Genomic DNA, 20,935 nt, shown 5'->3' with positions numbered 1-20,935 from the left:
ATATGGAATGGACAATGGCACCTTCTGCGATGGCAATTGCAGCGGAGATTGTAATTGCCGAGTTAACCCAAAATGGTCACGAGGCTTATTGGGTTGGAGGATGTATTCGCGATGAGCTATTGGGTAGGCCAGTGCATGATATGGATATTACAACCTCAGCACTGCCGGAGGAAGTGATAGCTATCTTTGCGCGCAGTGTGCCAACAGGATTAGCTCATGGTACGGTCACCGTGATACAGGATGGTTGTGGGTTTGAAGTGACGACATACCGGACAGAGAGTGGTTATGTAGACCACCGTCGTCCTGAGCATGTTTTTTTCGTCAACGATGTGAAGGAGGATCTTCGTCGTCGTGATTTCACGATCAACGCGATTTGCTGTGGATTAAATGGGGAACTTATTGATCCTTTTGAGGGTGAGAAGGATCTACAGCTGCAGGTGATTCGCTGTGTAGGCGATGCGGAGGAGCGGTTTGACGAAGATGCGCTTCGTATGCTTCGCTGCATTCGTTTTGCATCGGTGCTGGATTTCTCCATCGCGAAGAACACGTGGAGGGGCCTGATGCGCCAGCGGGATAAGCTGGCGCATATTGCTGTGGAGCGTGTCCGCGCGGAGCTGGACCGCATCGTCGAGGGGCCGCATCTTCTGCGCGGCCTCGGCATGCTAGCGCGCTGCGAGCTGCTGGCGCGCGGCAAAGCCCCGTTCCCCTGGACCGGAACCGATATGGCGGCTGCTGCCGCCTTAACGGCCGGGATCGGGGAACTGGAGAGCGCCCGCCTGCGGTGGGCGCTTCTCCTCCATGCCCTGAAGCAGTCGGCCCAAGAGGCCGATGTGCTGCTGCGGGCATGGACGTTCTCGGGGACGACGCGGAGCGGCGTCGTCCAGGTGCTGCGGGTCCGCGAAGTTTGGACCGCTGCGATAGAGGCCATGCCGCCGGGTACGGGCAGCATGGAAGGTCTGCGGCGGCAATGGATCGCCGCCGTGCTGGTCTTCGGCGTGGAAGCCGCCGAAGGGTGGCTCTCGCTGCTGGCGATCCTGCCAGCAGCCGCACCTGTACTTCCTACTGCGGCCTCTTCTGCCTTTTCCGTCGTGGAATCGACAGAGGCCTCAACAACACCTGCCGCTGTAAATGTACAAGCGGCAAGAGAATGGATCGCGCAAATGCCGCTAACCAGCCTTTCAGAGCTTGAGATTACAGGCAATGAGCTGGTGGAGGCTTTGGACAAACGTCCGGGACCATGGCTAGGCAAAATGTTAAATGGACTCCTGCAAGCGGTCGCTTCAGGTGATTTACCTAACGATAAACAATTATTATTGCTTGAAGCAAAAAGGATGGATAGACATGAGCGATGATAAAGCGCTGTCGCTAACTGAGCTGAAGCGAGAGACCTCCGCTTCGAATTGGGTAGGCGTCATTCAGTTGCTGGAATCTGTGGTGTCCACTCAAGAAGAAGCTAAGTTTTTAGCGGAAAACGGCGCGCCGGAAGGGACAACTGTCATCGCGGAAGAACAGACGGGCGCCCGAGGCCGAATGGGAAGAAAGTGGTTTTCTCCCCGTGGCAAGGGCATTTGGATGAGTATTGTGTTACGGCCCCAATTACCCTTGTCGGAGACTCCGCAGCTGACATTGCTGGCTGGGGTTGCCGTCTGTAAGGCAATTCGACGGGTAACAGGTGTAGATGCCGGCATCAAATGGCCGAATGATCTGCTCGCAGGCGGTCGTAAGATTTGTGGGATTTTACTGGAATCTTCTCTAAGAGAAGGGGAGCTTCATTATTGCATTGCTGGAATTGGCATTTCCGCGAACATGACAGAGGAAGATTATCCTGATCATCTGCAGGAGGTCGCGACTTCACTTCGGATTGAGCGGGGTGGTGCTCCAGTTGACCGTTCTGAGCTGGTAAAAGCGGTTTTGGACGAGCTGGAGATGCATTACAATTTGTACATGAAGCAAGGTTTTAAACCTATCAAAGAGCTCTGGGAGTCTATGTCAGTGACTTTGGGTCGCCAGATCGCACTGAATAGCCCTCAGGGGCGTTCTGAAGGTGTGGTAGTAGGTTTGGATGAAATAGGTGGTCTGCTGCTTAAAAACAGCTTGGGAGAGATCTCTAACGTATGCTCAGGTGAGATTGAACTTTTATAATATTTTTTATATGACAAGGGTATCATCCCTTGTCATATTTTTTTCGTGTAATTCCGAGCTTTTTTTGTTATACTATGGGTCGGAGGCGGTATCGTTTAACGAACTGTACTCTTGAACTGAAGAACTTTTTTATATTTTTATTATTGGAAATACCTTCATAACTGCGTTTGACGGTTACGTTGGATTCTGCTCTGAGCCGTAAGGACCGAGACAGAAGGGACGATCGCAAGTGACTCTTTTTTGCCCTTCGGACCTTTTTAGCAAATGATTGCTAAAAGGTTTTTTTGTTGCGATTTTTACGGGCAGGTTACTTAAAAAAGGAGGACGAAAAGAGAAATGGCAAACAAACAAGCGCTAAATATTGTAAAAATGAAAAAAATGAAAGCAGAAGGTGTGCCACTGAGCATGCTGACCGCTTATGATTATCCGTCTGCAGTTCTTGCAGAAGAAGCAGGTATCGACCTTATTTTGGTTGGTGACTCTCTTGGGAATGTAGTCCTTGGATACGATACAACTTTACCGGTAACGATTGAAGATATGGTGTACCATACCCGCTCGGTAACCCGAGGAGCACAAAGCACCTTTATCGTGGCGGATATGCCATTTATGACTTATCACGGAAGTGTAGATGAAACTCTGCGGGGAGTGCGCAGATTAATGCAGGAAGGGCGGGCTCATGCCGTCAAAATGGAAGGTGGACTCGAGATTTGTGAGACTGTAGCTACGGTGGTAGCTGCGGGAGTCCCTGTACTGGGACATATCGGGCTTACTCCGCAATCCGTGAATATGATTGGTGGCTACCGGATTCAAGGCAAAGATGCCAAAGATGCGCAACGCCTGATGGATGAAGCTAAGGCGCTTGAGGCCGCAGGTGCTTTTGCAATCGTTCTGGAGCTGGTAACGGAAGAAGTAGCCCAAGCGATCTCTGAAGCGCTTAGCATCCCAACCATTGGGATCGGTGCAGGCCGTTACTGTGATGGACAGGTATTGGTTTTCCATGATTTGCTGCGGTATGCCTCACCTTACCGTGAGAAACGTTTTGTCAAAACCTATGCGGATGTGGGTAATGTAATCCGTGAGGGCATCAGCCAATATGTGAAGGAAGTAAAGGAACGTTCCTTCCCAGATGAAAGTCACGTTTTTAATGCAGATGAAACGGTTTTGGAATCTTTATATGGCGCTGCAAGAAAGGAAGGGAAATAAATGAGAGTCGTCAGAAGCATGGAGCAGCTGCGCGAAGCTTTGGAGTATATGAGACAAGGCGGGCACGCCCCGATTGGGTTCGTTCCTACGATGGGATACTTGCATGACGGACATGCCAGTCTGCTTCGCCGGGCTGGAGAAATGAGCAACACAGTGGTAATGAGCATTTTTGTGAATCCTTTGCAATTCGGGCCAAACGAGGATTATGATTCCTATCCGCGTGATGAGCGTCGTGATTTGGAACTCGCTGAACGTGAGGGAGTAGATATTGTATTTATCCCCAGTGTGGAAGAAATGTATCCGCAGCCTACTCGGACTACGGTCTCGGTATCGGAGCTTACTACCCGGCTTTGTGGGGCTTCCCGCCCTGGGCATTTTGATGGTGTAACCACAGTAGTTAATAAATTCTTCAATGTCGTACAGCCGGATTATGCTTTCTTTGGGCTGAAGGATGCTCAACAAGTTGCTGTGCTTCGTCGAATGGTGTCCGATCTTAATATGAATGTCGAAATTATTCCTTGTCCGATCGTTCGTGAAGGGGATGGACTTGCACTCAGCTCACGTAACGTATTCTTGTCTCCAGAGGAGCGTAGTCAGGCATTGGTGTTATCTCGTTCCTTACGTGAAGCGCGTCAGTCCATTGAAGAAGGAAAAGTAACAACCGTTGCTGAAGTGCGGGAATTGTTGACATCGGTTATTTCCAGCTCCCCTTTAGCGTTGATTGATTACGCGGAGATCTTAACATTCCCGGATCTTGAAGGATTAGAGGATGAAGCTCTTTTATCAGAAGTGGATGGGGAAATTATTATAGCGCTCGCCGTGAAGTTTGGCAGAACACGCTTGATTGATAATAATGTATTTATTCCAAAGGAGGTTGCTGCACTTGTTTAGACATATGATGAAATCCAAAATTCACCGCGCAACAGTAACGGAAGCGAATTTGAACTATGTGGGCAGTATTACCATTGATGAGAGCTTGATGGAAGCCGCGGACATTCTTGAGAATGAAAAAGTTCAAATTGTGGATAACAACAATGGTTCGCGACTGGAAACCTATGTAATCCCTGGACCGCGTGGAAGCGGAGTGATCTGTCTTAATGGTGCCGCAGCTCGTCTTGTTCAGCCGGGCGATACAGTAATTATCATTTCCTATGCGATGTTGTCCTCAGAAGAACTGGAGTCACATAAGCCAACGGTGGTATTCGTGGATGAGAATAACAAACCAGTGAAGCTGGCTGATCATGAATTGCATGCTACAATCGCATAATGTATGGACTTACGCCATGTAATGAATGGCAGGGATGAAAGACCCCGATCTCGCAGAAAATGAAGTCAGGCAAGCTGAACTGATTTCATCTTCAGTAAGGGGGGATCGCCCATGTTTCAACATTTGTTTGCTGAAATGAACAAGGTGCTTCAGGAGATCGTAACAGATTACCCTACAGCGGAGGGTGCCCGCCGGAACGAGCTTTTATGCAATTATAATATGCTGCATAGACTGAGCGACAAAGTGATGGATGAATGGCTCGCTTTTGCTGAGAAGCTTAGTTCCTTTCGCGAAAGTGCGGATTTTACAGCAGTGGTCGAAGAGGAAGTGCCGGAACAGGAAGCACCAGAGCTGTGTATGGATTCCTTTGTAAGAGGTCAGGGGTATTATAAGCTGCTGATGTATGGAAAGTGTATTGATCAGTTTAAAGAAGTTATTGCGCAATACCCGGATAGCTTGGCTGCTCGATTATATTTAGCCATCTCTTATCTGCAGGAAGGTGACGGTGAGGCCGCTTGGAGTCATCTGAACCATATGCTGGGCTTGATACGGGAAACCAAGCTGAAAGCCATGGTTTATAATGCTTTAGGGTGCATACGAGCCTCACAGGAACGTTTCAATGAAGCGCAGGAATTGTTTGATCTTGCTTTGCAGCATGACCCTGCGCTTCCGGAACCAAACGTTAACTTAGAGGTATGCCGCCGTCGTGGAGGGAAGCTGCATTTTGGAAATCAGCTGGTTTCCCTTTTGTAAAAGAATAACGGTTTTGGAAATTTCCATTCAAGCGATGCATCCCCTGAACCAGTGGTGTGCATCGCCTTTTTTCGCAACTTCTGTTATGCTGATTAAGAGTCTCAATTGAAAGGGAATAGAATTATAATGAAATTTGCCGTGCTTGATTTTGAAACAACAGGAACCCAATCCGTGGGTGAAATTATCCAGGTTGGCCTTGCAATTATAGAAGAAGACCGGTCCATCTCCCGGGTATATGGTTCCTATGTCAAGCCCGGAACGCCGATTCCTCCTTTTATAACAGGTCTGACGGGGATTACCGATGATGATGTTAAGGATGCGCCTGAGCTGGATGAGATGATGATGGAGCTTGTTCCGCTCTTGGATGATGTTGTGCTTGTAGGGCATAATGTCGCTTTCGACTTCCATTTTTTACAAAATGCTTTAGATCGTTGTGGTTATTTGCCATTTCAAGGGCGGATTTTGGATACGATTGATTTTCTGAAAATTTGCTTTCCTTCGCTCACATCTTATCAACTAAGCTCTGTCAGTGCTCATTTTGGAGTGACACATGATCATCCGCATCAGGCAGATAGTGATGCACTTGCGACTGCTTTAGTGCTGTTGAAATGTCTTGAGGAGCTCTACGAGCTGCCGCTGCTTACGATCCAGAGACTCTGTGAGCTGTTTACCGAAGAGGATAGTGATCTGGGCTGGTACTTTGATGGTCTGCTGCGAGAGCGGGAAGCGGAGACGCTACAGCCCGAAGGTGATCTGACTTTCTATCGTCAATTAGCGCTTGCAGTAGGAGATTGGACGGAGTTAGCGCCACCTAGAGATGAGCATGCTGAGAATCCGCTAGCGAATTTATCTTTTACTGATTATATGGACGAAGTAACCAAACGACTTAAAGACACATTACCGCAGTATGAAAGCCGGGAAGCTCAGGATATTATGATCAATGAGGTGATGACGGCACTTGCCGAAGACAAACACCTACTGATCGAAGCGGGCACAGGAACCGGTAAATCGCTCGGTTATTTGTTGCCTGCCATTTATCAAAGCGTTCGCACCAATGAAAAAGTCATGGTCAGCACTCATACCATTAATCTGCAGGACCAATTGCGCGAGCGGGATATCCCTTTGTTAACGCAGGTAGTTCCTTTTCCGTTTAAAGCTGCTATTTTTAAGGGAAGAGGGCATTATTTGTGTCTGCGTAAGTTTGAGCATAAAATTAATAAAAAGGACTTTATAAGCCCAAGGGAAGATGCGCTTACTGCCGCTCAGATGATTGTATGGCTCACTCAAAGTGAATCAGGGGATGATGAAGAGCTGAATTTAAGCGGCCGGGGCGGTGATTTCTGGGAGACGGTGGCAAGCGATACCGATTCCTGTCTGGGCCGTTCTTGTCCTTGGTTCCGCAAATGTTATTATCATAGGGCCAAGCATGAAGCTGGGATTGCTGACGTGGTTATTACGAACCACTCCAAGCTATTCGCAGATGTTAAGGCTGGGCACCAGCTGCTTCCGGCTTACGAGCATCTTGTCATTGATGAAGCACATCATTTAGAAGATGTGGCTGGTAAACATCTTGGCATGCATATGAAGCATTTCACTGTGGCACACACATTATCGCGGCTGTATAAAGATAGCCGAAACGGACAGCTTCCTGCTCTGCGCCAGATATTACAGTCGTCAGGCAGTGAAGAGGCTTCAGAATGGAGCGGAGTCATCGATCGGATCTACCCGGATCTGCTTACCGTCAAAGAAACCTGGGATGCACTCAGCGACAAGCTGTTCAGCCTTTTGCCGGAACGCAGTGATGCAGGGGCAGGGGAAGCGGGACAACTGGTTATGCGTTTGATTCCCGCCCGTAAGCCGAAGGATTGGGATGAATTGGTTGCACTAGAGAACACTATGAATCTGACGTTAAGCGACATCATCCGTAAGGGTGATAAAATGCTTAACGAGATGCGCGACCAGGAAAGCCAATCCTCAGCAGACAGTCTTGTTACTGATATTAGCGGTTTATTTAAGGATTTGGCTTCCATCCGTGAGCAAGTAAGATTCTTTATGGGGCTGAATGACGATAATGTAGTATATTGGCTGGAGGCAAATGGGAATTACCGCAGCAAATCACTGCAGATGTATGCTGTCCCTGTGGATGTTAGCAGCCAGCTTAAAGAGTTGTTCTTCGATAAGAAAAAAAGCATCGTGCTTACCTCGGCGACGCTGTCTGTAGATAAATCTTTTCAATTTATGATTGATAATCTCGGACTTAACGAAGCTGCGGAAGAAGGACGTCTAATGACCTCACTTCTTCCTTCTCCCTTTAAGTATCGCGAGCAGGCACTGTTAGTTATACCGCGTGATTTTCCTAGTGTGAAGGGCAGTGTGGGCGATGCTCGATTTGTCGATACACTCGTACAGTCATTATCGGAAGCTGCTAAAACAACACGTGGGCGGATGCTGGTTCTGTTTACTTCTTATAAAATGCTGCGTCAGGTATATGATCCGCTTAAAGAGGCTTTAGCCTCACAAGAGATTACGGTGCTTGGTCAAGGCGTGGAAGGTGGCAGCCGGAGCAAGCTGATCCGCCGCTTTCAGGACAGTGCAGCATCCGTATTGCTGGGGACGAGCAGCTTCTGGGAAGGTGTAGATATTCCAGGTGAAGCACTGACTTGCCTGGCCATCGTGAGACTTCCGTTTCAACCGCCGAATCACCCGTTGGCGGAAGCGAAGTCGGAGTTATTACAGGCCCAGAAGAAGAATCCGTTCATGAAATTATCTGTTCCTCAAGCGGTTATTCGTTTTAAGCAGGGATTCGGAAGACTGGTTCGCACGGCGCAGGATCGCGGAATAGTTATTGTTTATGATACAAGGGTTATTGAATCTCATTACGGGAAGTATTTCCTTTATTCATTGCCTGGTCCCAAAATGGAGCATATGCTTACTGATCAAATGGTCCCTCGCATAGCGGAATGGCTAGAGGATGGCGGCGCTTCTTAAAACGCTCGTCTTCAGTTTAGCTCCTCCTTATCCTTAAGGGCGGTGTGTTACAGTACCGTCCTTAATAAGGAGAGGTAGACGTTTGAATATGGATTTTCACAAGAACATTACTATTTTTAGGAGGAAAAATATGAAATCGGATAAAATATCAGAAGCCGTTGTTCGCAGACTGCCTGTGTACTTGCGTTTTTTGAATGATCTCCAGAATCGCGAAATATTAACAGTTTCCTCTCAGGAACTTGGACAAAAGCTTGATCTTAATCCCGCACAGATTCGTAAGGATTTAGCATATTTTGGTGACTTCGGCAGAAAAGGTATCGGCTATGATGTAACGTATCTTATTGAGAAAATCCGTCATATCCTGAAGCTGGATCAACAGCTTAATGTAGCTTTAGTTGGAGCAGGTAATCTCGGACATGCCTTGTCTAATTACAATGCATATCTTAAAGATACTATGAAAATCACGGCTATATTTGATTCGTACGCTCCTAAGGTTGGACGTAAGATCAACTCCCTTACTGTGCAACCGATGGATGAACTAGGCAGCACGATTCGTGAGCAAGGTATTCGCATTGCCATTATTACCGTACCTGATTCAGAAGCTCAAAATGTAGCAGATATTCTCATTTCTTCTGGGATTGAAGCGATTTTGAACTTTGCCCCTGTGATTCTGAAGACACCACCGAATATCCGGGTGCATGCAGCTGATTTTACAACTGATCTGCAAAGTCTTGCTTATTACTTGCGGGATGGAAAGGAAGAAAGCGAACATGAACAACAATAAAACGATAATTAAGGGCGGGTATTTTCTGACTCCGGGAACGGATGAGCCGGTTCTGAGTGGATATATGACTATTGAAGATGATTTAATCACTTACATAGGAAAAGAAGAGCCTCAGATGGAAGCTGGAGTGCAAGTGGTTGATGGCAGCCGTCTGCTGTTCATGCCTGGACTTGTAAACACACATGGTCATGCGGCGATGTCTTTGCTGCGTGGATATGGAGATGATTTAGCGCTACAAGTGTGGCTTCAGGAGAAGATGTGGCCAATGGAGGAAAAGTTCACCGGTGATGATGTATACTGGGGAACCTCCTTATCTGTATTGGAAATGCTGAAGGGTGGAACTACGACCTTCCTCGATATGTATGATCATATGGACCGAGTAGCCGAGGTAGCTGAGTTATCAGGTATCCGTTCCGTATTGATGCGTGGTGTGATCGGGTTATGTCCAGAGGATGTACAGAATCACAAGCTTGCGGAAGCGATTTCTTTTGCCCGTAACTGGCATGGAAAGGCTGAAGGCAGAATTACTACTATGATCTCGCCGCACGCCCCTTATACTTGCCCTCCGGACTTCCTGGTTAAGTTCGTGCAGGCAGCGCATGATCTGGATTTACCGATGCATACGCATATGTCCGAAACGAAACGTGAAGTGGAACAAAATGTGGCGGATTACGGGTTGCGTCCTGTAGCTCACTTAGAGAAGCTTGGCATGTTCACACGTCCCTCGATAGTTGCACATGGTGTTCATTTAAATGATGAAGAGATTGAGATCTTGGCTCGCCATAATGTGGGTGTATCTCATAATCCGGGCAGTAATTTGAAGTTGGCTAGCGGAGTGGCTCGGGTTACTGATCTTCTAAAAGCTGGTGTGAAGGTGTCTCTTGGCACGGATGGCGCGGCAAGCAACAATAACTTGGATATGTTTGAAGAGATGCGGCTTGCAGCTCTCATTCATAAGGGTGTCAGCGGTGATCCAACGGCTGTTCCAGCTCCAGAGGCTCTGCGTATGGCTACAGAATATGGCGCGCAGTCCATCTTTTTAAATAATGTAGGCAGACTTGCTGTAGGGATGAAAGCAGATTTCATTGCTATTGATATCGATCAGCCGCATTTGCTGCCACACACAGATCTGTTGTCTCATGCGGTTTACTCTGCTAGCGCTAAGGATGTTGAGCATGTGTGGGTGAATGGTAAACAGGTCATCAAGCATGGACAATGCTTAACCCTGGATGAGGAAGCTATCCGGCGTAAAGCGCAAGAAGCCTTCGAAGGTTTATTGAAGCGTTAAGTCTGGAGAATAACGAATAAATAATAGGCTGCGACTTTTTGCTTTTAGCAAAAGTTGCGGCCTTTTGTGTATTTTTAAGGCTGGGAAACCTAGAAAATTATGAAATTTTGGATAAACACGCGGGTGTGTTATATAATCAAAAAAGATATATTACTAGAAAGGGAGCTGTACCTTGAAGAAAAGGAAAAAATGGATCCTCCTGGGGTCAGTTCTGATTCTGCTCCTGGGGTTTGGACTTATCCAGTTCTATGCCTATATTATGAAAGATCAATGGAACGAGCGTGATATCGCTAAGGATGTTGCCAAAACCAGAGCGGGTCTAACAGAGGTAACCAAAGCACAAAAATCGGTTTGGGATGAAAATGCAGTGTACTGGGTATTAACAGGGAAAAATGAAGCCGGGACTGCTCTTATGGTCTGGGTCCGCTTTACGGTAGATGGAAAATTTGCTGAAGGCGACGACGCAGTGTTTGCTGAGGAACTAAGTAAAGGAACCTCGGAAGCCCAAATACGCGGCATTATCAAAGCTGATCTTCCGGACATAACGATTGAACGCTTGCTGCCGGGAGTATATAACGGAGAGTATGCTTGGCAGCTTTTTTATAAACAGAGCGGTCGGTATTATTATCAATTTTATCGCTTTTCGGATGGGTCCCGAATGGGCGAAGGTTACAGTTTACCTAAAAGTTAAGCTGAACATAAGGAAATTAAGGGTGTCATAGTAAACAAGCGAACTTATAATAAGTTCGCTTGTTTACATTTATTTGATGTACAAAAGTGATATACTAAGTGATATACTGAATGGGTGGTTATCATCGAATATTCTCTTAAATTCACATACGAAAATAGGCCGATTGATTAAAAATCAAGGCCGGTTTTGTCGAAAGTGAGGAATTTATTTGGTATTGATGGAAATATTTAAAAAATTAAATTTTAAATATATTCACATTTATTTTGAAATTAGTATATACACCTGTGATATACTACTACTTGTAATTAGAACAGCAATAAGAGACTTCAGTCTCTCTGATGAGCTCTCAAGTAGCTATAAATTATTATAATGAGCTTTATATTTTGTCATCTTTGAGAGGAGGACGTTTCTTGAAATTACGTCTTGTACCTGTGCTGATAACGTCTCTACTGTCGGCTACTCTATTGTTTGGTGGCTTCTTTTTGTATCGTCAGTTTGCAATGCAGGAACCACTTCAGAAGATTGTATCTCAATATGAGGGCGTCAATAATTCTCATATCAGTATTAACCGCAATGAGGTCACTTTGAAACTTGATCTCCAGCCAGGCACGAAATTACGTGAGCTGGTTCAGTACGTCTCCCAAGAAGGAAAATCGATGATTGATGGACGTACACTAAAACTTGATGTAGAACAGAACTCCAGTGAATTGCTGGATGAATACTGGGATAAAGCGATGTTCTCTGTAGCTGAAGCCATGGAGAGCCGTAAATATACACTTATACCCACAGAACTTGATGGACTCAAAGCGCAATATCCGCAATATAAAAATGTGATAGCCTCAACAGAAATTGACGACAATAATGTCTATGTAAGCTTGAGTAATGGAAAAGAAAGCAAATTTATTATTTTGCCGCGAAAACCTGCGACATTGGGGGTATGGAATAATGCCTAAATACCTTAAAGAAATTCTAATCGGATTTGTTCCTGTCTTGTTTATTTTCATGGCTTTTCTAGGCATTAATATATTCCCGATTGTAATTGCTGCTGGGATGCTCACGGCTTTACTTATCATTGCTCATTTAAGAGGCGGACTTGCGGTAAATGCAGGTGCCGGGAAGAAACGCAAGAAGGATGGACCTTCAAAGCTTACTTTTGAAGAAATTGGCGGGCAAGACAATGCAAAACAGGAGCTTCGTGAAGCGTTGGATTTTTTGATCCGGCATGAGGAAATCAGCAAATTCGGGATTCGGCCTTTGAAAGGGATTCTGCTTACAGGCCCTCCAGGAACAGGTAAGACCCTTATGGCTAGAGCAGCAGCACATTATACGAACTCTGTATTTGTTGCAGCATCAGGCAGTGAGTTTGTAGAAATGTACGTAGGTGTCGGTGCCGGCCGTATCCGCGATTTGTTTAAGGATGCCCGTACCCGCGCCCTTAAGGAAAACAAGCAAAGCGCTATTATTTTCATAGATGAAATTGACGTAATTGGCGGTAAGCGTGAAGGCGGACAGCAACGAGAATATGATCAGACCTTGAATCAGCTGTTGACTGAGATGGACGGGATCTATAACAACGAAACACCACGCATTCTACTGGTAGCAGCCACTAACCGTAAAGAAATGCTTGATTCAGCATTGCTGCGTCCTGGCCGGTTTGACCGTCATATTCAAGTGGACATGCCTGATAAAAAAGGCCGCAGATCGATTCTCGAATTACATGCCAAAAATAAGCCGCTTCATGCCAATGTGAACCTCGACAAAATTTCCGAAGAAGCCTATGGTTTTTCCGGTGCTCAGCTCGAAAGTGTTATGAATGAGGCAGCAATTTATATGATGCGTGAGGAATTGACAGAGGTTGAGCAGCGGCATCTGTCGATGGCGATTGACAAGGTTATGATGGGGGAAAAAACGGACAGAGAAACTAACCACGAAGAGAAAAAACGGGTGGCAATCCACGAATTGGGACATGCCATTATGGCAGAACTGCTTCGTCCGGGAAGTGTTAGTCAGGTTACGCTGACTCCGCGGGGGCAAGCCCTTGGTTATGTACGTCACAATCCTCAGCAAGAGCAGTATTTGTACACCAAAGATTATCTAGAAGATCAGATTATGATCGCACTTGGTGGAGCGGCTGCAGAAGAAATGTATTATGGCGGACGAAGCACAGGTTCGCGTGGCGATTTTGATCAGGCCCTGAATATTGTCGAAACCATGATGAAATCCGGATTGACTTCGTTGGGTATCGCCAAGTTGGAAATGGTTACCACTGAAGAGCTTATGAAGGAAAACAGTAAAATATTGGATGAATTGATGGTACGTACTCACGACCACCTTGAAAAGCAACGAAATGTATTTGATTACTCCCTTGACATTTTAATGAAGGAAGAAGTGCTCTCTGGAGAGCAATTTCGATGTCAATTTCGTGACAGCGTGCGTTTACCAGCATAAATATTTATGCTGGTTATTTTTTTTTACTTTTCAGGCATGCTAAGATATCATTATATGTCGGGCTTTATAAATTTTTGCGACAGACAAGGTACAATACAAAAGTATAGATACCTGAAAGGATGGAGACTTTTTTATGAATTTCAAGAAAATTGGTGTCATCGGCGGTGGCACAATGGGACAAGGGATTGCCGAAATGCTGGCAGCCAAGGGCCTGGATGTATTGCTGGTGGAGAAAACCCCTGAGAAACTGGACTACTCCTACGAAATGATCGAGACAAGTCTAGATAAGCAACTGGAGAAATGGGCGATCACTCAAGCTGAGAAAAAGCTGATTCTTAGCCGCATTCAAAAAGTGACACATTTCGCAGAGCTGAGCTCTTGTGACATGGTTATCGAAACAATCGTTGAGGATTTAGAAGAAAAGAAAAAAATATTGAATCAACTGGATCAAGTATGTCCAAACCACATTATTCTTGCCAGCAATACGTCAACACTTAGCTTGACTGAACTTGCAAGTTCTACAATGTATCCGGAACGCGTGATCGGAATGCATTTCATATACCCTGTAGCTAAAGTGGATCTTGTTGAAATTGTACGCGGTCTGAAAACTTCAGATGCTACTTTTGAAGATACAAAATCCTTTGTTGATGAAATTGTTGAGAAAAAAGGTGTAATGATTTATGAATCCCCAGGATTTGTAACATCACGCCTCATTTGCTTGTTTATCAACGAAGCTATGCATGTACTGCAAGAGGGCGTTGCCTCCGCACAGGATATTGACGATGCTATGCGTATTGGTTATCAATTCCAATATGGACCGCTTGAAATGGCTGACAGATTTGGTCTGGATTCGGTTCTTGCTGCACTCGAAAATATGTTCCGTGAATATGGTGAGCTGAAATATCGTCCTTCCACGATCCTTAAGAAGATGGTGCGTGCAGGACAATTGGGTATGAAATCAGGCGAAGGCTTCTTCCAGTACGACAAGGATGGTGACCGTATATGAATATTCTAGTAATTAACTCCGGTAGTTCTTCTTTAAAATATCAATTGTACAATATGGCTGATGAATCCGTTTTGGCTAAAGGTTTGGTGGAACGTATCGGGATGGATTCCTCCATTCTGAACCATAAACCTACTGGTAAAGCTGAAGTAACAGAAGTAAGTGAAATTTTGGAGCATAACACAGCGATTCGTAAAGTTCTAGCTTGCCTAACGGATAAAGAGCATGGCGTTATTGAATCCATTAAAGAAATCAATGCTGTGGGTCACCGTGTAGTACATGGTGGTGAATTCTTCAAAGCTTCCGCACTTGTGGACGCTGATGCCAAGACTAAAATTCGTCAATTGTTTGACCTTGCACCCCTGCATAACCCAGCAGCAATGATGGGGATTACGGCTTCTGAAGTAAATATGCCGGGTGTACCGCAGGTTGTTGTATTCGATACTGCATTCCATCAAACAATGCCTGAAAAAGCTTATATGTACGCGATTCCTAGAGTACTGTACAATAAATATAAAGTTCGTCGTTATGGCGCACACGGTACATCACACGACTTCGTAAGCAAAGCTGCTGCGGAGTACTTGGAGCGTCCGTTGGAAGATCTGAAGATCATTACTTGTCATATCGGTAACGGAGGTAGTGTAACTGCAGTTCAAGATGGAGTGTCTGTGGATACTTCCATGGGTATGACTCCTCTGGAAGGTTTGATGATGGGGACTCGCAGTGGTGATCTTGATCCAGCAATTGTACCTTACGTGATGAACAAGGAAGAATTGTCCGTAGGAGAAGTTAACTCCATGTTGAACAAACATAGTGGACTTCTAGCAATTTCGGGCGTAAGCAGTGATATGCGTGATATTATTGAGGGTATGGAAAAAGGTGAGCCTAATTCCACGCTAGCTTTTGAAATGTATGAGTACCGCTTGCGCAAGTATATCGGTTCTTATGCGGCTGCTATGAACGGTGTAGATGCTATCGTATTCACTGCTGGTGTTGGTGAAAATGCTTCATTGCTACGTGAGAAACTGCTAAATAACCTTACGTTCCTGGGTATTGAGTTGGATGTTGAAGCTAATAAAGTTCGCTCCGGCGACCCGCGTCGTATCTCTACGGTAGATTCCAAAGTGCAGGTGCTTGTAGTTCCGACTAACGAAGAACTTGTCATCGCACGTGATACAAACCGTATTGTGCAAGGAATTAACGGCTAAATTAGAGGAGAGATTGAAGGCATGGCTAACAAGAGTGTAATCAAGAACGTGAATGAACATGTTGGAGAAAGTGTTGTTATCGGTTGTTGGGTAAACAACAAGCGCTCCAGTGGTAAAATTCAGTTCCTGCAGCTTCGCGATGGTACAGGTTATATTCAGGGAGTTGTAGTGAAATCAGAAGTGCCTGAAGAGGTATGGGATGCAGCTAAGAGCCTCACACAGGAAAGCTCATTGTATGTGACCGGTATTATTCGTGAGGAGCCTCGCAGTCAATCCGGTTTTGAAATGACTGTTACCGGAATTGAAGTTCTGCACCTTACAGAGAATTATCCAATTACTCCGAAAGAGCATGGCGTTGATTTCTTGATGGATCACCGTCACCTCTGGCTCCGTGCCTCGAAGCAGCGGGCTGTTCTGGTTATTCGTGCGGAGATTATCCGGGCAATCCAACAGTTCTTCAACGAGAGCGGATTTACAAAGGTGGATCCTCCGATTCTGACGCCAACGTCAGCAGAGGGAACTACTAACTTGTTCCACACGAAATACTTCGATGAGGATGCTTACCTGACCCAAAGCGGACAATTGTACATGGAAGCTGCAGCTATGGCACTGGGCCGTGTATATTCCTTTGGACCCACCTTCCGTGCGGAGAAATCTAAGACTCGTCGCCACTTGATCGAGTTCTGGATGATCGAGCCGGAAATGGCCTTCACAGATCATGAAGAAAGCTTGAAGGTTCAGGAAGAGTTTATTAGCTTCGTAGTGCAATCCGTATTGAAGAATTGCCGTGCGGAGTTGGAAGCGGTAGGCCGCGATATTTCCAAGCTGGAGAATATCAAAGCACCATTCCCACGCATTACTTATGACGATGCGATCAAGTTCTTGAATGATAAAGGCTTTGAAGATATTGCTTGGGGTGATGATTTTGGTGCACCTCATGAAACAGCAATCGCTGAAGCATACGATAAACCTGTATTTATTACTCATTATCCTGCTTCATTCAAAGCGTTCTACATGAAGCCGGATCCAAATCGTCCTGAAGTCGTACTGTGTGCTGATATGATCGCTCCTGAAGGTTATGGAGAGATTATTGGGGGTTCACAGCGGATCGATGATCCTGCGCTGCTTGAAGAGCGTTATAAAGAGCACAATCTTTCGATGGATTCTTATAAATGGTACATGGATCTGCGTACTTACGGATCTGTACCTCACTCCGGTTTTGGACTTGGGCTTGAGCGTACTGTAGCTTGGATCTGTGGTCTTGACCATGTACGTGAGACTATTCCATTCCCACGTACACTGTACCGCCTCTACCCATAAGTTCTTAGGATTTGAACAAAGGGGGAAGCACATGGACGGCAAGACATGGAGTACCTGGAGCGAAGGCGTCTCCTTCGGTCTGGAGAACGGAATGGCCGTCATACCTTACGCTTTACTGAAGTATTACCGGAAGCTGAATTTAAGCGGAAGTGAAGCCATGCTGCTGATTCATCTGCTCTCCTTCAGGCAAGTGGAAGGGATTGAGTTCCCTTCTCTGGAGGAGCTTCAGGTCGTAACTGGTCGTAGCATTTCCGTTCTGGCCGGAGAATTGCAGAAGCTCATGAAGGAGGGTTTCATTAGCATCGATGGAGACAACGATGAGCTAAGAGATATCCATTATGAACGCTACAATTTCTCAGGGCTATATGGAAAGCTAGGTGCTTATCTTGCGACAGCTGTACAAGAAAATGAGCAAGATAAGGACAAGGGGGCATATGCAACATCAGCTCCCCGGGCTGCTGCGTCAGGTGGAGGATTCGGAACTCCCCCCATATCTCCTTCTTCTCTTGGAGATAAAGAGGAAAGCCGGAATCTATTCAGTATTTTCGAGAAGGAATTCGGGCGCCCGCTGTCTCCAATGGAATGTGAGACGATTTCCAGCTGGGTGGATCAAGACCGATATCCTGAGGAGCTGATTCTGTTAGCACTCAAGGAATCCGTATTTGCGGGGAAGGTTCATTTTCGTTATATCGACCGGATATTGCTGGAATGGGCCCGTAACCGGGTCAAGAACGCTCAGGATGTTAAGACATATACACAAAAATTCCGCAATGGTGGAAGATAGATCGTTTAGGAGAGAACCGTATTGCTTTAGCTATTGCTAGAGTCTGTACGGTTCTTTTTTTATTTTTTTAGATAAGTGCAGGGGTAGGCGAAGAACTCAGCGTCTATTGCTGTGGGAAGGAGGGGAGAGTCATTGAGGAAGAGCTATTAATCAAGCGGATTTGCCAAGGAGACGAAGATGCGTTTCGTCAGTTTGTAAATACATACAGTCAGCATATATACAAAATCACCTATTCTGTATTACGTGAAGTCAAAGGGGCTGAAGACGCTGCTCAGGAAGCTTTTCTTCAGATGTATAAATCTCTCCCTGACTACCGTTATCAAGGCTTAAAATCATGGATTACGCGGATCGCCTTAAATAAGGCTATTGATGCCAAACGTAAACGTGATCGGCTACGAGAGTTACCTGTTGACTATGAGCTTGTGCTGAGCCAGACACCTTCTAATGAGGAGGATGTACTAGCCACTGTTGTCCGTCGTGACCGGATGAATCGTCTGTCGGGTGAGATCAACAATTTACCGGAGGGTCATCGGGAAATTATGGTGGCTTATTATCTGGAAAATAAAAAATATGAGCAAATTGCTGCTGAAAATGAAATTACTCTGAAGACGGTGGAGTCCAGACTATATAGGGCGAGACAATGGATGCGAAAACATTGGAAGGAGGACGAATGGCTATGATGAAGAGTGGAGAAAACTTAATTCGCCGCGAGCAGGCAAAAGCTTATCTTGAAGGGCAAGAAGATAGTATAGAACGAGAAGAATGGGAACAAATGCTGCTCGAGGATGAAGACATATTTGTTTCATATATGGAGATGCTGGATGAGCTAAAGGAGGATCTGCCTTCATTGGAGAATTCGTCTGTTTTTACAGAGAGAGTTATGGGAGATTGGGTGGCTACGGTGAGATCTTCAGTAGTCATAGAAGAAGTAGCGGGGCAAGAAGAAGGATCACGGCGTTATCGCTGGTATGAAAAAACAATCTTTCATTATGCCGTTGCTGCTTCGTTAACGCTGTTGATTATGTCTTCCGGGATGTTTGATAAGTTACTCACGGGTGAAATGGAGCTTGTTGTCCCTAAGAAAGAGAATTCGCCATCTTATAGCGAACAATTCATGCAAGCCACCAGCGGATGGTTGAGCCGGATTATGGACGGAAGACAGAAATGAGAGGAGAAATGAACAATGCAACAGCAGCGTAATAAAATTAAGGGTCTTTTTCTTAATATGATTCCTGGAGCAGGTCATTATTATATGGGAAGACGCCCACAAGGGATTGTTTATTTTTTGCTAAGCTTTGGTGTGTTATTTATGTCATTCTTAATCGCTATGGCGGAAGGGGATGAGGGAATTCTGGCATTGGGCGTGATCGGATTCTTACTTCTATGGATCCTTTCGATGATTCATCTGGTGATTAAATTACTGCAAATGCCCACTCCAATTGTAGCACCTGATGGATCAATGCTGGATTTTAGTTCTACTATGCCCGTAAAGACGGAGGATAATGAACGTGTGCATGTCATCTTATTGTCTTTCATTCCTGGATTGGGTCATTTTCATATGGGGCTGATGCAGCGTGGACTATCCTTTCTGATTTCATTTTTCGGATTCATGACCGTTATGTTATTCTTGGCTGGAATTACTTCGAGTGATGCATTTTTGCTGCTGTTTGGAGTATTGCCAGTAATTTGGCTGTATTGCATGTTTGATGCAGTTCAGTTGATCCATCGTAAACAAGCAGGAGAAATGCTTGTTGACCGCACATTATTCGAAGAGATGGAGGCTGGACGTGAGGAAGGACGACGCAGCAAAGTATTAGCGACATTACTATCCGCATTTCCTGGTGCTGGACAGATGTATCTGGGACTGCAAAAAAGAGGGCTCCAGCTCATGCTTCTTTTCTTAGGAAGTATTTATGTCATGGATCTATTGCGGTTAACATTGCTCTTTTTCCTTATCCCGGTCATTTGGTTCTATAGCTTATTCGATGGCTTACAGTTAGTTAGCCGATATGGACGTGAACCTTTGCAGGATAAGCCGGTTATCGAAGGTTTCTTAAATCATCAAGGCTGGCTCGGAGCAGTCCTGATGTGCCTCGGATTATACTTTATTGTTGTGAATGTCGCAGTTCCTGCCATCGATATCAGATTTCCAGAATGGCGGCTGGAATATCGCGTAAATGAATATTTTAAGACCATTGTCGTATCCGTGTTATTGATTGGTGGAGGGGTGAAGCTGATGACTGGAAGTAAGAATAATAAAGGTAGAAAAGGGGCGGGGGGTCAATCTTGAATAATCCAATAGAAGTAGAGCCGGGAGTCATGGTAACTAGCGAGTTTCCAGTGAACGAAGGGAAATCTAGAAGTTGGCGTGTAGGTACGTTGTCGATGGGACTGAGCCTTTTATTTCTCGGGGCATTAATAATGGTTTCGCAGTGGAAAGGAGCGGATGTGTTCGAGACAACGCTTGCTTGGTGGCCGCTCATTTTTATCTTACTTGGTTTAGAAATTGTAATTTACACCTTATGGTTCCGTGGTAAAGGGAAAATGTACTATGATGTGCTAAGTGTTCTGTTCGTCGGATTTCTGGCAGTGTGCTGTTTAGTATTCGCAGGAGTCAGCTCTTTAGGATTAACACAGGAACTTAGACATGTGATCTCATCTACGGAGGAGAATTATTCCTTGCCGGAATGGAAGGGGAATGTTCCACAGGGTGTAGGTACACTTATAATCCAGGCTGCCGAACCTTATGGAATTATGGTTGATCGAACGGCTGGGAACGAGTTGAATGTATTTGGGAGTTATTCCACGGCAGAAGGGCAACTCAAGCAAGAGCAAGAGAAGCGGCTGTTGCAAACTAAGCAAGTCGGAGACACATTTTACGTTATCTTAGGAGACATACCTAGACATCTAGTATTCGATAACTCCAGGAATGCGTTGAACGTGACCGTTGCGGCTCCTGTAAATCTAAAGGTAATCGTAAGAGATAATTATGGAAATGTTGTAACAAGGTAAAAAAAGATCGCTTCCCACCCGATGAGGGGATGGGCTGCGATCTT

The 20,935-nt window shown here is 45.5% G+C and carries 20 protein-coding genes; all 20 read left to right on the top strand.

Features of this window, described 5'->3' with window-relative positions:
- Positions 1 to 2: 2 nt before the first annotated feature.
- Positions 3 to 1,352 (top strand): CCA tRNA nucleotidyltransferase, encoded by a 1,350-nt coding sequence (locus MHI51_RS20930; protein WP_339244210.1) that lies wholly within the window; start codon positions 3 to 5, stop codon positions 1,350 to 1,352.
- Positions 1,342 to 2,142 carry a biotin--[acetyl-CoA-carboxylase] ligase gene (locus MHI51_RS20925; RefSeq protein WP_076127538.1) on the top strand — a complete coding sequence of 267 codons (801 nt, stop codon included), beginning with the start codon at positions 1,342 to 1,344 and terminating at the stop codon, positions 2,140 to 2,142. The genes MHI51_RS20930 and MHI51_RS20925 overlap by 11 nt, the downstream gene beginning before the upstream one ends.
- Before the next feature lie 336 nt (positions 2,143 to 2,478).
- Entirely contained in the window at positions 2,479 to 3,345 is an 867-nt protein-coding gene (panB, locus tag MHI51_RS20920) for a 3-methyl-2-oxobutanoate hydroxymethyltransferase (RefSeq protein WP_076127540.1), read from the top strand.
- Positions 3,346 to 4,236 (top strand): pantoate--beta-alanine ligase, encoded by an 891-nt coding sequence (panC, locus tag MHI51_RS20915; protein WP_076218403.1) that lies wholly within the window; start codon positions 3,346 to 3,348, stop codon positions 4,234 to 4,236.
- Complete coding sequence (panD, locus tag MHI51_RS20910; RefSeq protein WP_036676288.1) at positions 4,229 to 4,612, top strand: aspartate 1-decarboxylase; 384 nt, start codon at positions 4,229 to 4,231, stop codon at positions 4,610 to 4,612. The genes panC and panD overlap by 8 nt, the downstream gene beginning before the upstream one ends.
- A 111-nt stretch (positions 4,613 to 4,723) precedes the next feature.
- Positions 4,724 to 5,365: a M48 family metallopeptidase gene (locus MHI51_RS20905; protein WP_076127543.1), complete on the top strand. Its 642-nt coding sequence runs from the start codon at positions 4,724 to 4,726 to the stop codon at positions 5,363 to 5,365.
- 126 nt (positions 5,366 to 5,491) lie between these two features.
- Positions 5,492 to 8,353 carry an ATP-dependent DNA helicase DinG gene (gene dinG, locus MHI51_RS20900; protein WP_339244208.1) on the top strand — a complete coding sequence of 954 codons (2,862 nt, stop codon included), beginning with the start codon at positions 5,492 to 5,494 and terminating at the stop codon, positions 8,351 to 8,353.
- A 130-nt stretch (positions 8,354 to 8,483) separates the two neighbouring features.
- On the top strand, positions 8,484 to 9,137 hold the full coding sequence (locus MHI51_RS20895) for a redox-sensing transcriptional repressor Rex (RefSeq protein WP_036676294.1): 654 nt from the start codon (positions 8,484 to 8,486) through the stop codon (positions 9,135 to 9,137).
- Entirely contained in the window at positions 9,124 to 10,425 is a 1,302-nt protein-coding gene (locus tag MHI51_RS20890; protein ID WP_076183988.1) for an amidohydrolase, read from the top strand. The genes MHI51_RS20895 and MHI51_RS20890 overlap by 14 nt, the downstream gene beginning before the upstream one ends.
- A 172-nt stretch (positions 10,426 to 10,597) precedes the next feature.
- Positions 10,598 to 11,116, top strand: a complete 519-nt coding sequence (locus MHI51_RS20885) for a DUF5590 domain-containing protein (protein ID WP_036676299.1) — start codon at positions 10,598 to 10,600, stop codon at positions 11,114 to 11,116.
- Between the two features lie 410 nt (positions 11,117 to 11,526).
- On the top strand, positions 11,527 to 12,069 hold the full coding sequence (locus MHI51_RS20880; protein ID WP_076127549.1) for a hypothetical protein: 543 nt from the start codon (positions 11,527 to 11,529) through the stop codon (positions 12,067 to 12,069).
- A complete protein-coding gene (locus MHI51_RS20875) occupies positions 12,062 to 13,564 on the top strand; it encodes an AAA family ATPase (protein WP_076276715.1) in 1,503 nt (500 codons plus the stop codon). Before MHI51_RS20880 ends, MHI51_RS20875 begins: the two co-directional genes overlap by 8 nt.
- Positions 13,565 to 13,697: 133 nt before the next feature.
- Positions 13,698 to 14,570 carry a 3-hydroxyacyl-CoA dehydrogenase family protein gene (locus MHI51_RS20870; RefSeq protein WP_036676304.1) on the top strand — a complete coding sequence of 291 codons (873 nt, stop codon included), beginning with the start codon at positions 13,698 to 13,700 and terminating at the stop codon, positions 14,568 to 14,570.
- On the top strand, positions 14,567 to 15,775 hold the full coding sequence (locus tag MHI51_RS20865) for an acetate/propionate family kinase (RefSeq protein ID WP_036676305.1): 1,209 nt from the start codon (positions 14,567 to 14,569) through the stop codon (positions 15,773 to 15,775). The genes MHI51_RS20870 and MHI51_RS20865 overlap by 4 nt, the downstream gene beginning before the upstream one ends.
- Positions 15,776 to 15,796: 21 nt before the next feature.
- Positions 15,797 to 17,095, top strand: coding sequence for an asparagine--tRNA ligase (gene asnS / locus MHI51_RS20860; RefSeq protein ID WP_036676308.1), 1,299 nt, complete (start codon positions 15,797 to 15,799; stop codon positions 17,093 to 17,095).
- Positions 17,096 to 17,126: 31 nt separating this feature from the next.
- Positions 17,127 to 17,879, top strand: coding sequence for a DnaD domain-containing protein (locus MHI51_RS20855; protein ID WP_076192183.1), 753 nt, complete (start codon positions 17,127 to 17,129; stop codon positions 17,877 to 17,879).
- A gap of 71 nt (positions 17,880 to 17,950) precedes the next feature.
- A complete protein-coding gene (locus MHI51_RS20850) occupies positions 17,951 to 18,559 on the top strand; it encodes an RNA polymerase sigma factor (protein ID WP_176462568.1) in 609 nt (202 codons plus the stop codon).
- On the top strand, positions 18,550 to 19,047 hold the full coding sequence (locus MHI51_RS20845; protein ID WP_143761903.1) for a hypothetical protein: 498 nt from the start codon (positions 18,550 to 18,552) through the stop codon (positions 19,045 to 19,047). Before MHI51_RS20850 ends, MHI51_RS20845 begins: the two co-directional genes overlap by 10 nt.
- A gap of 15 nt (positions 19,048 to 19,062) precedes the next feature.
- Positions 19,063 to 20,169: a hypothetical protein gene (locus tag MHI51_RS20840; protein ID WP_076127557.1), complete on the top strand. Its 1,107-nt coding sequence runs from the start codon at positions 19,063 to 19,065 to the stop codon at positions 20,167 to 20,169.
- The gene (locus MHI51_RS20835) at positions 20,166 to 20,891 is read left to right on the top strand and encodes a hypothetical protein (RefSeq protein WP_339244206.1); all 726 of its coding nucleotides are present in this window, start codon (positions 20,166 to 20,168) and stop codon (positions 20,889 to 20,891) included. The genes MHI51_RS20840 and MHI51_RS20835 overlap by 4 nt, the downstream gene beginning before the upstream one ends.
- Positions 20,892 to 20,935: the final 44 nt, after the last annotated feature.

This window comes from Paenibacillus sp. FSL H8-0260 (assembly GCF_045040625.1).
GTDB lineage: Bacteria > Bacillota > Bacilli > Paenibacillales > Paenibacillaceae > Paenibacillus_AQ > Paenibacillus_AQ odorifer.
The sequence above is the reverse complement of the archived record's forward strand: the minus strand, read 5'-3'. Positions and strand labels throughout refer to the sequence as shown.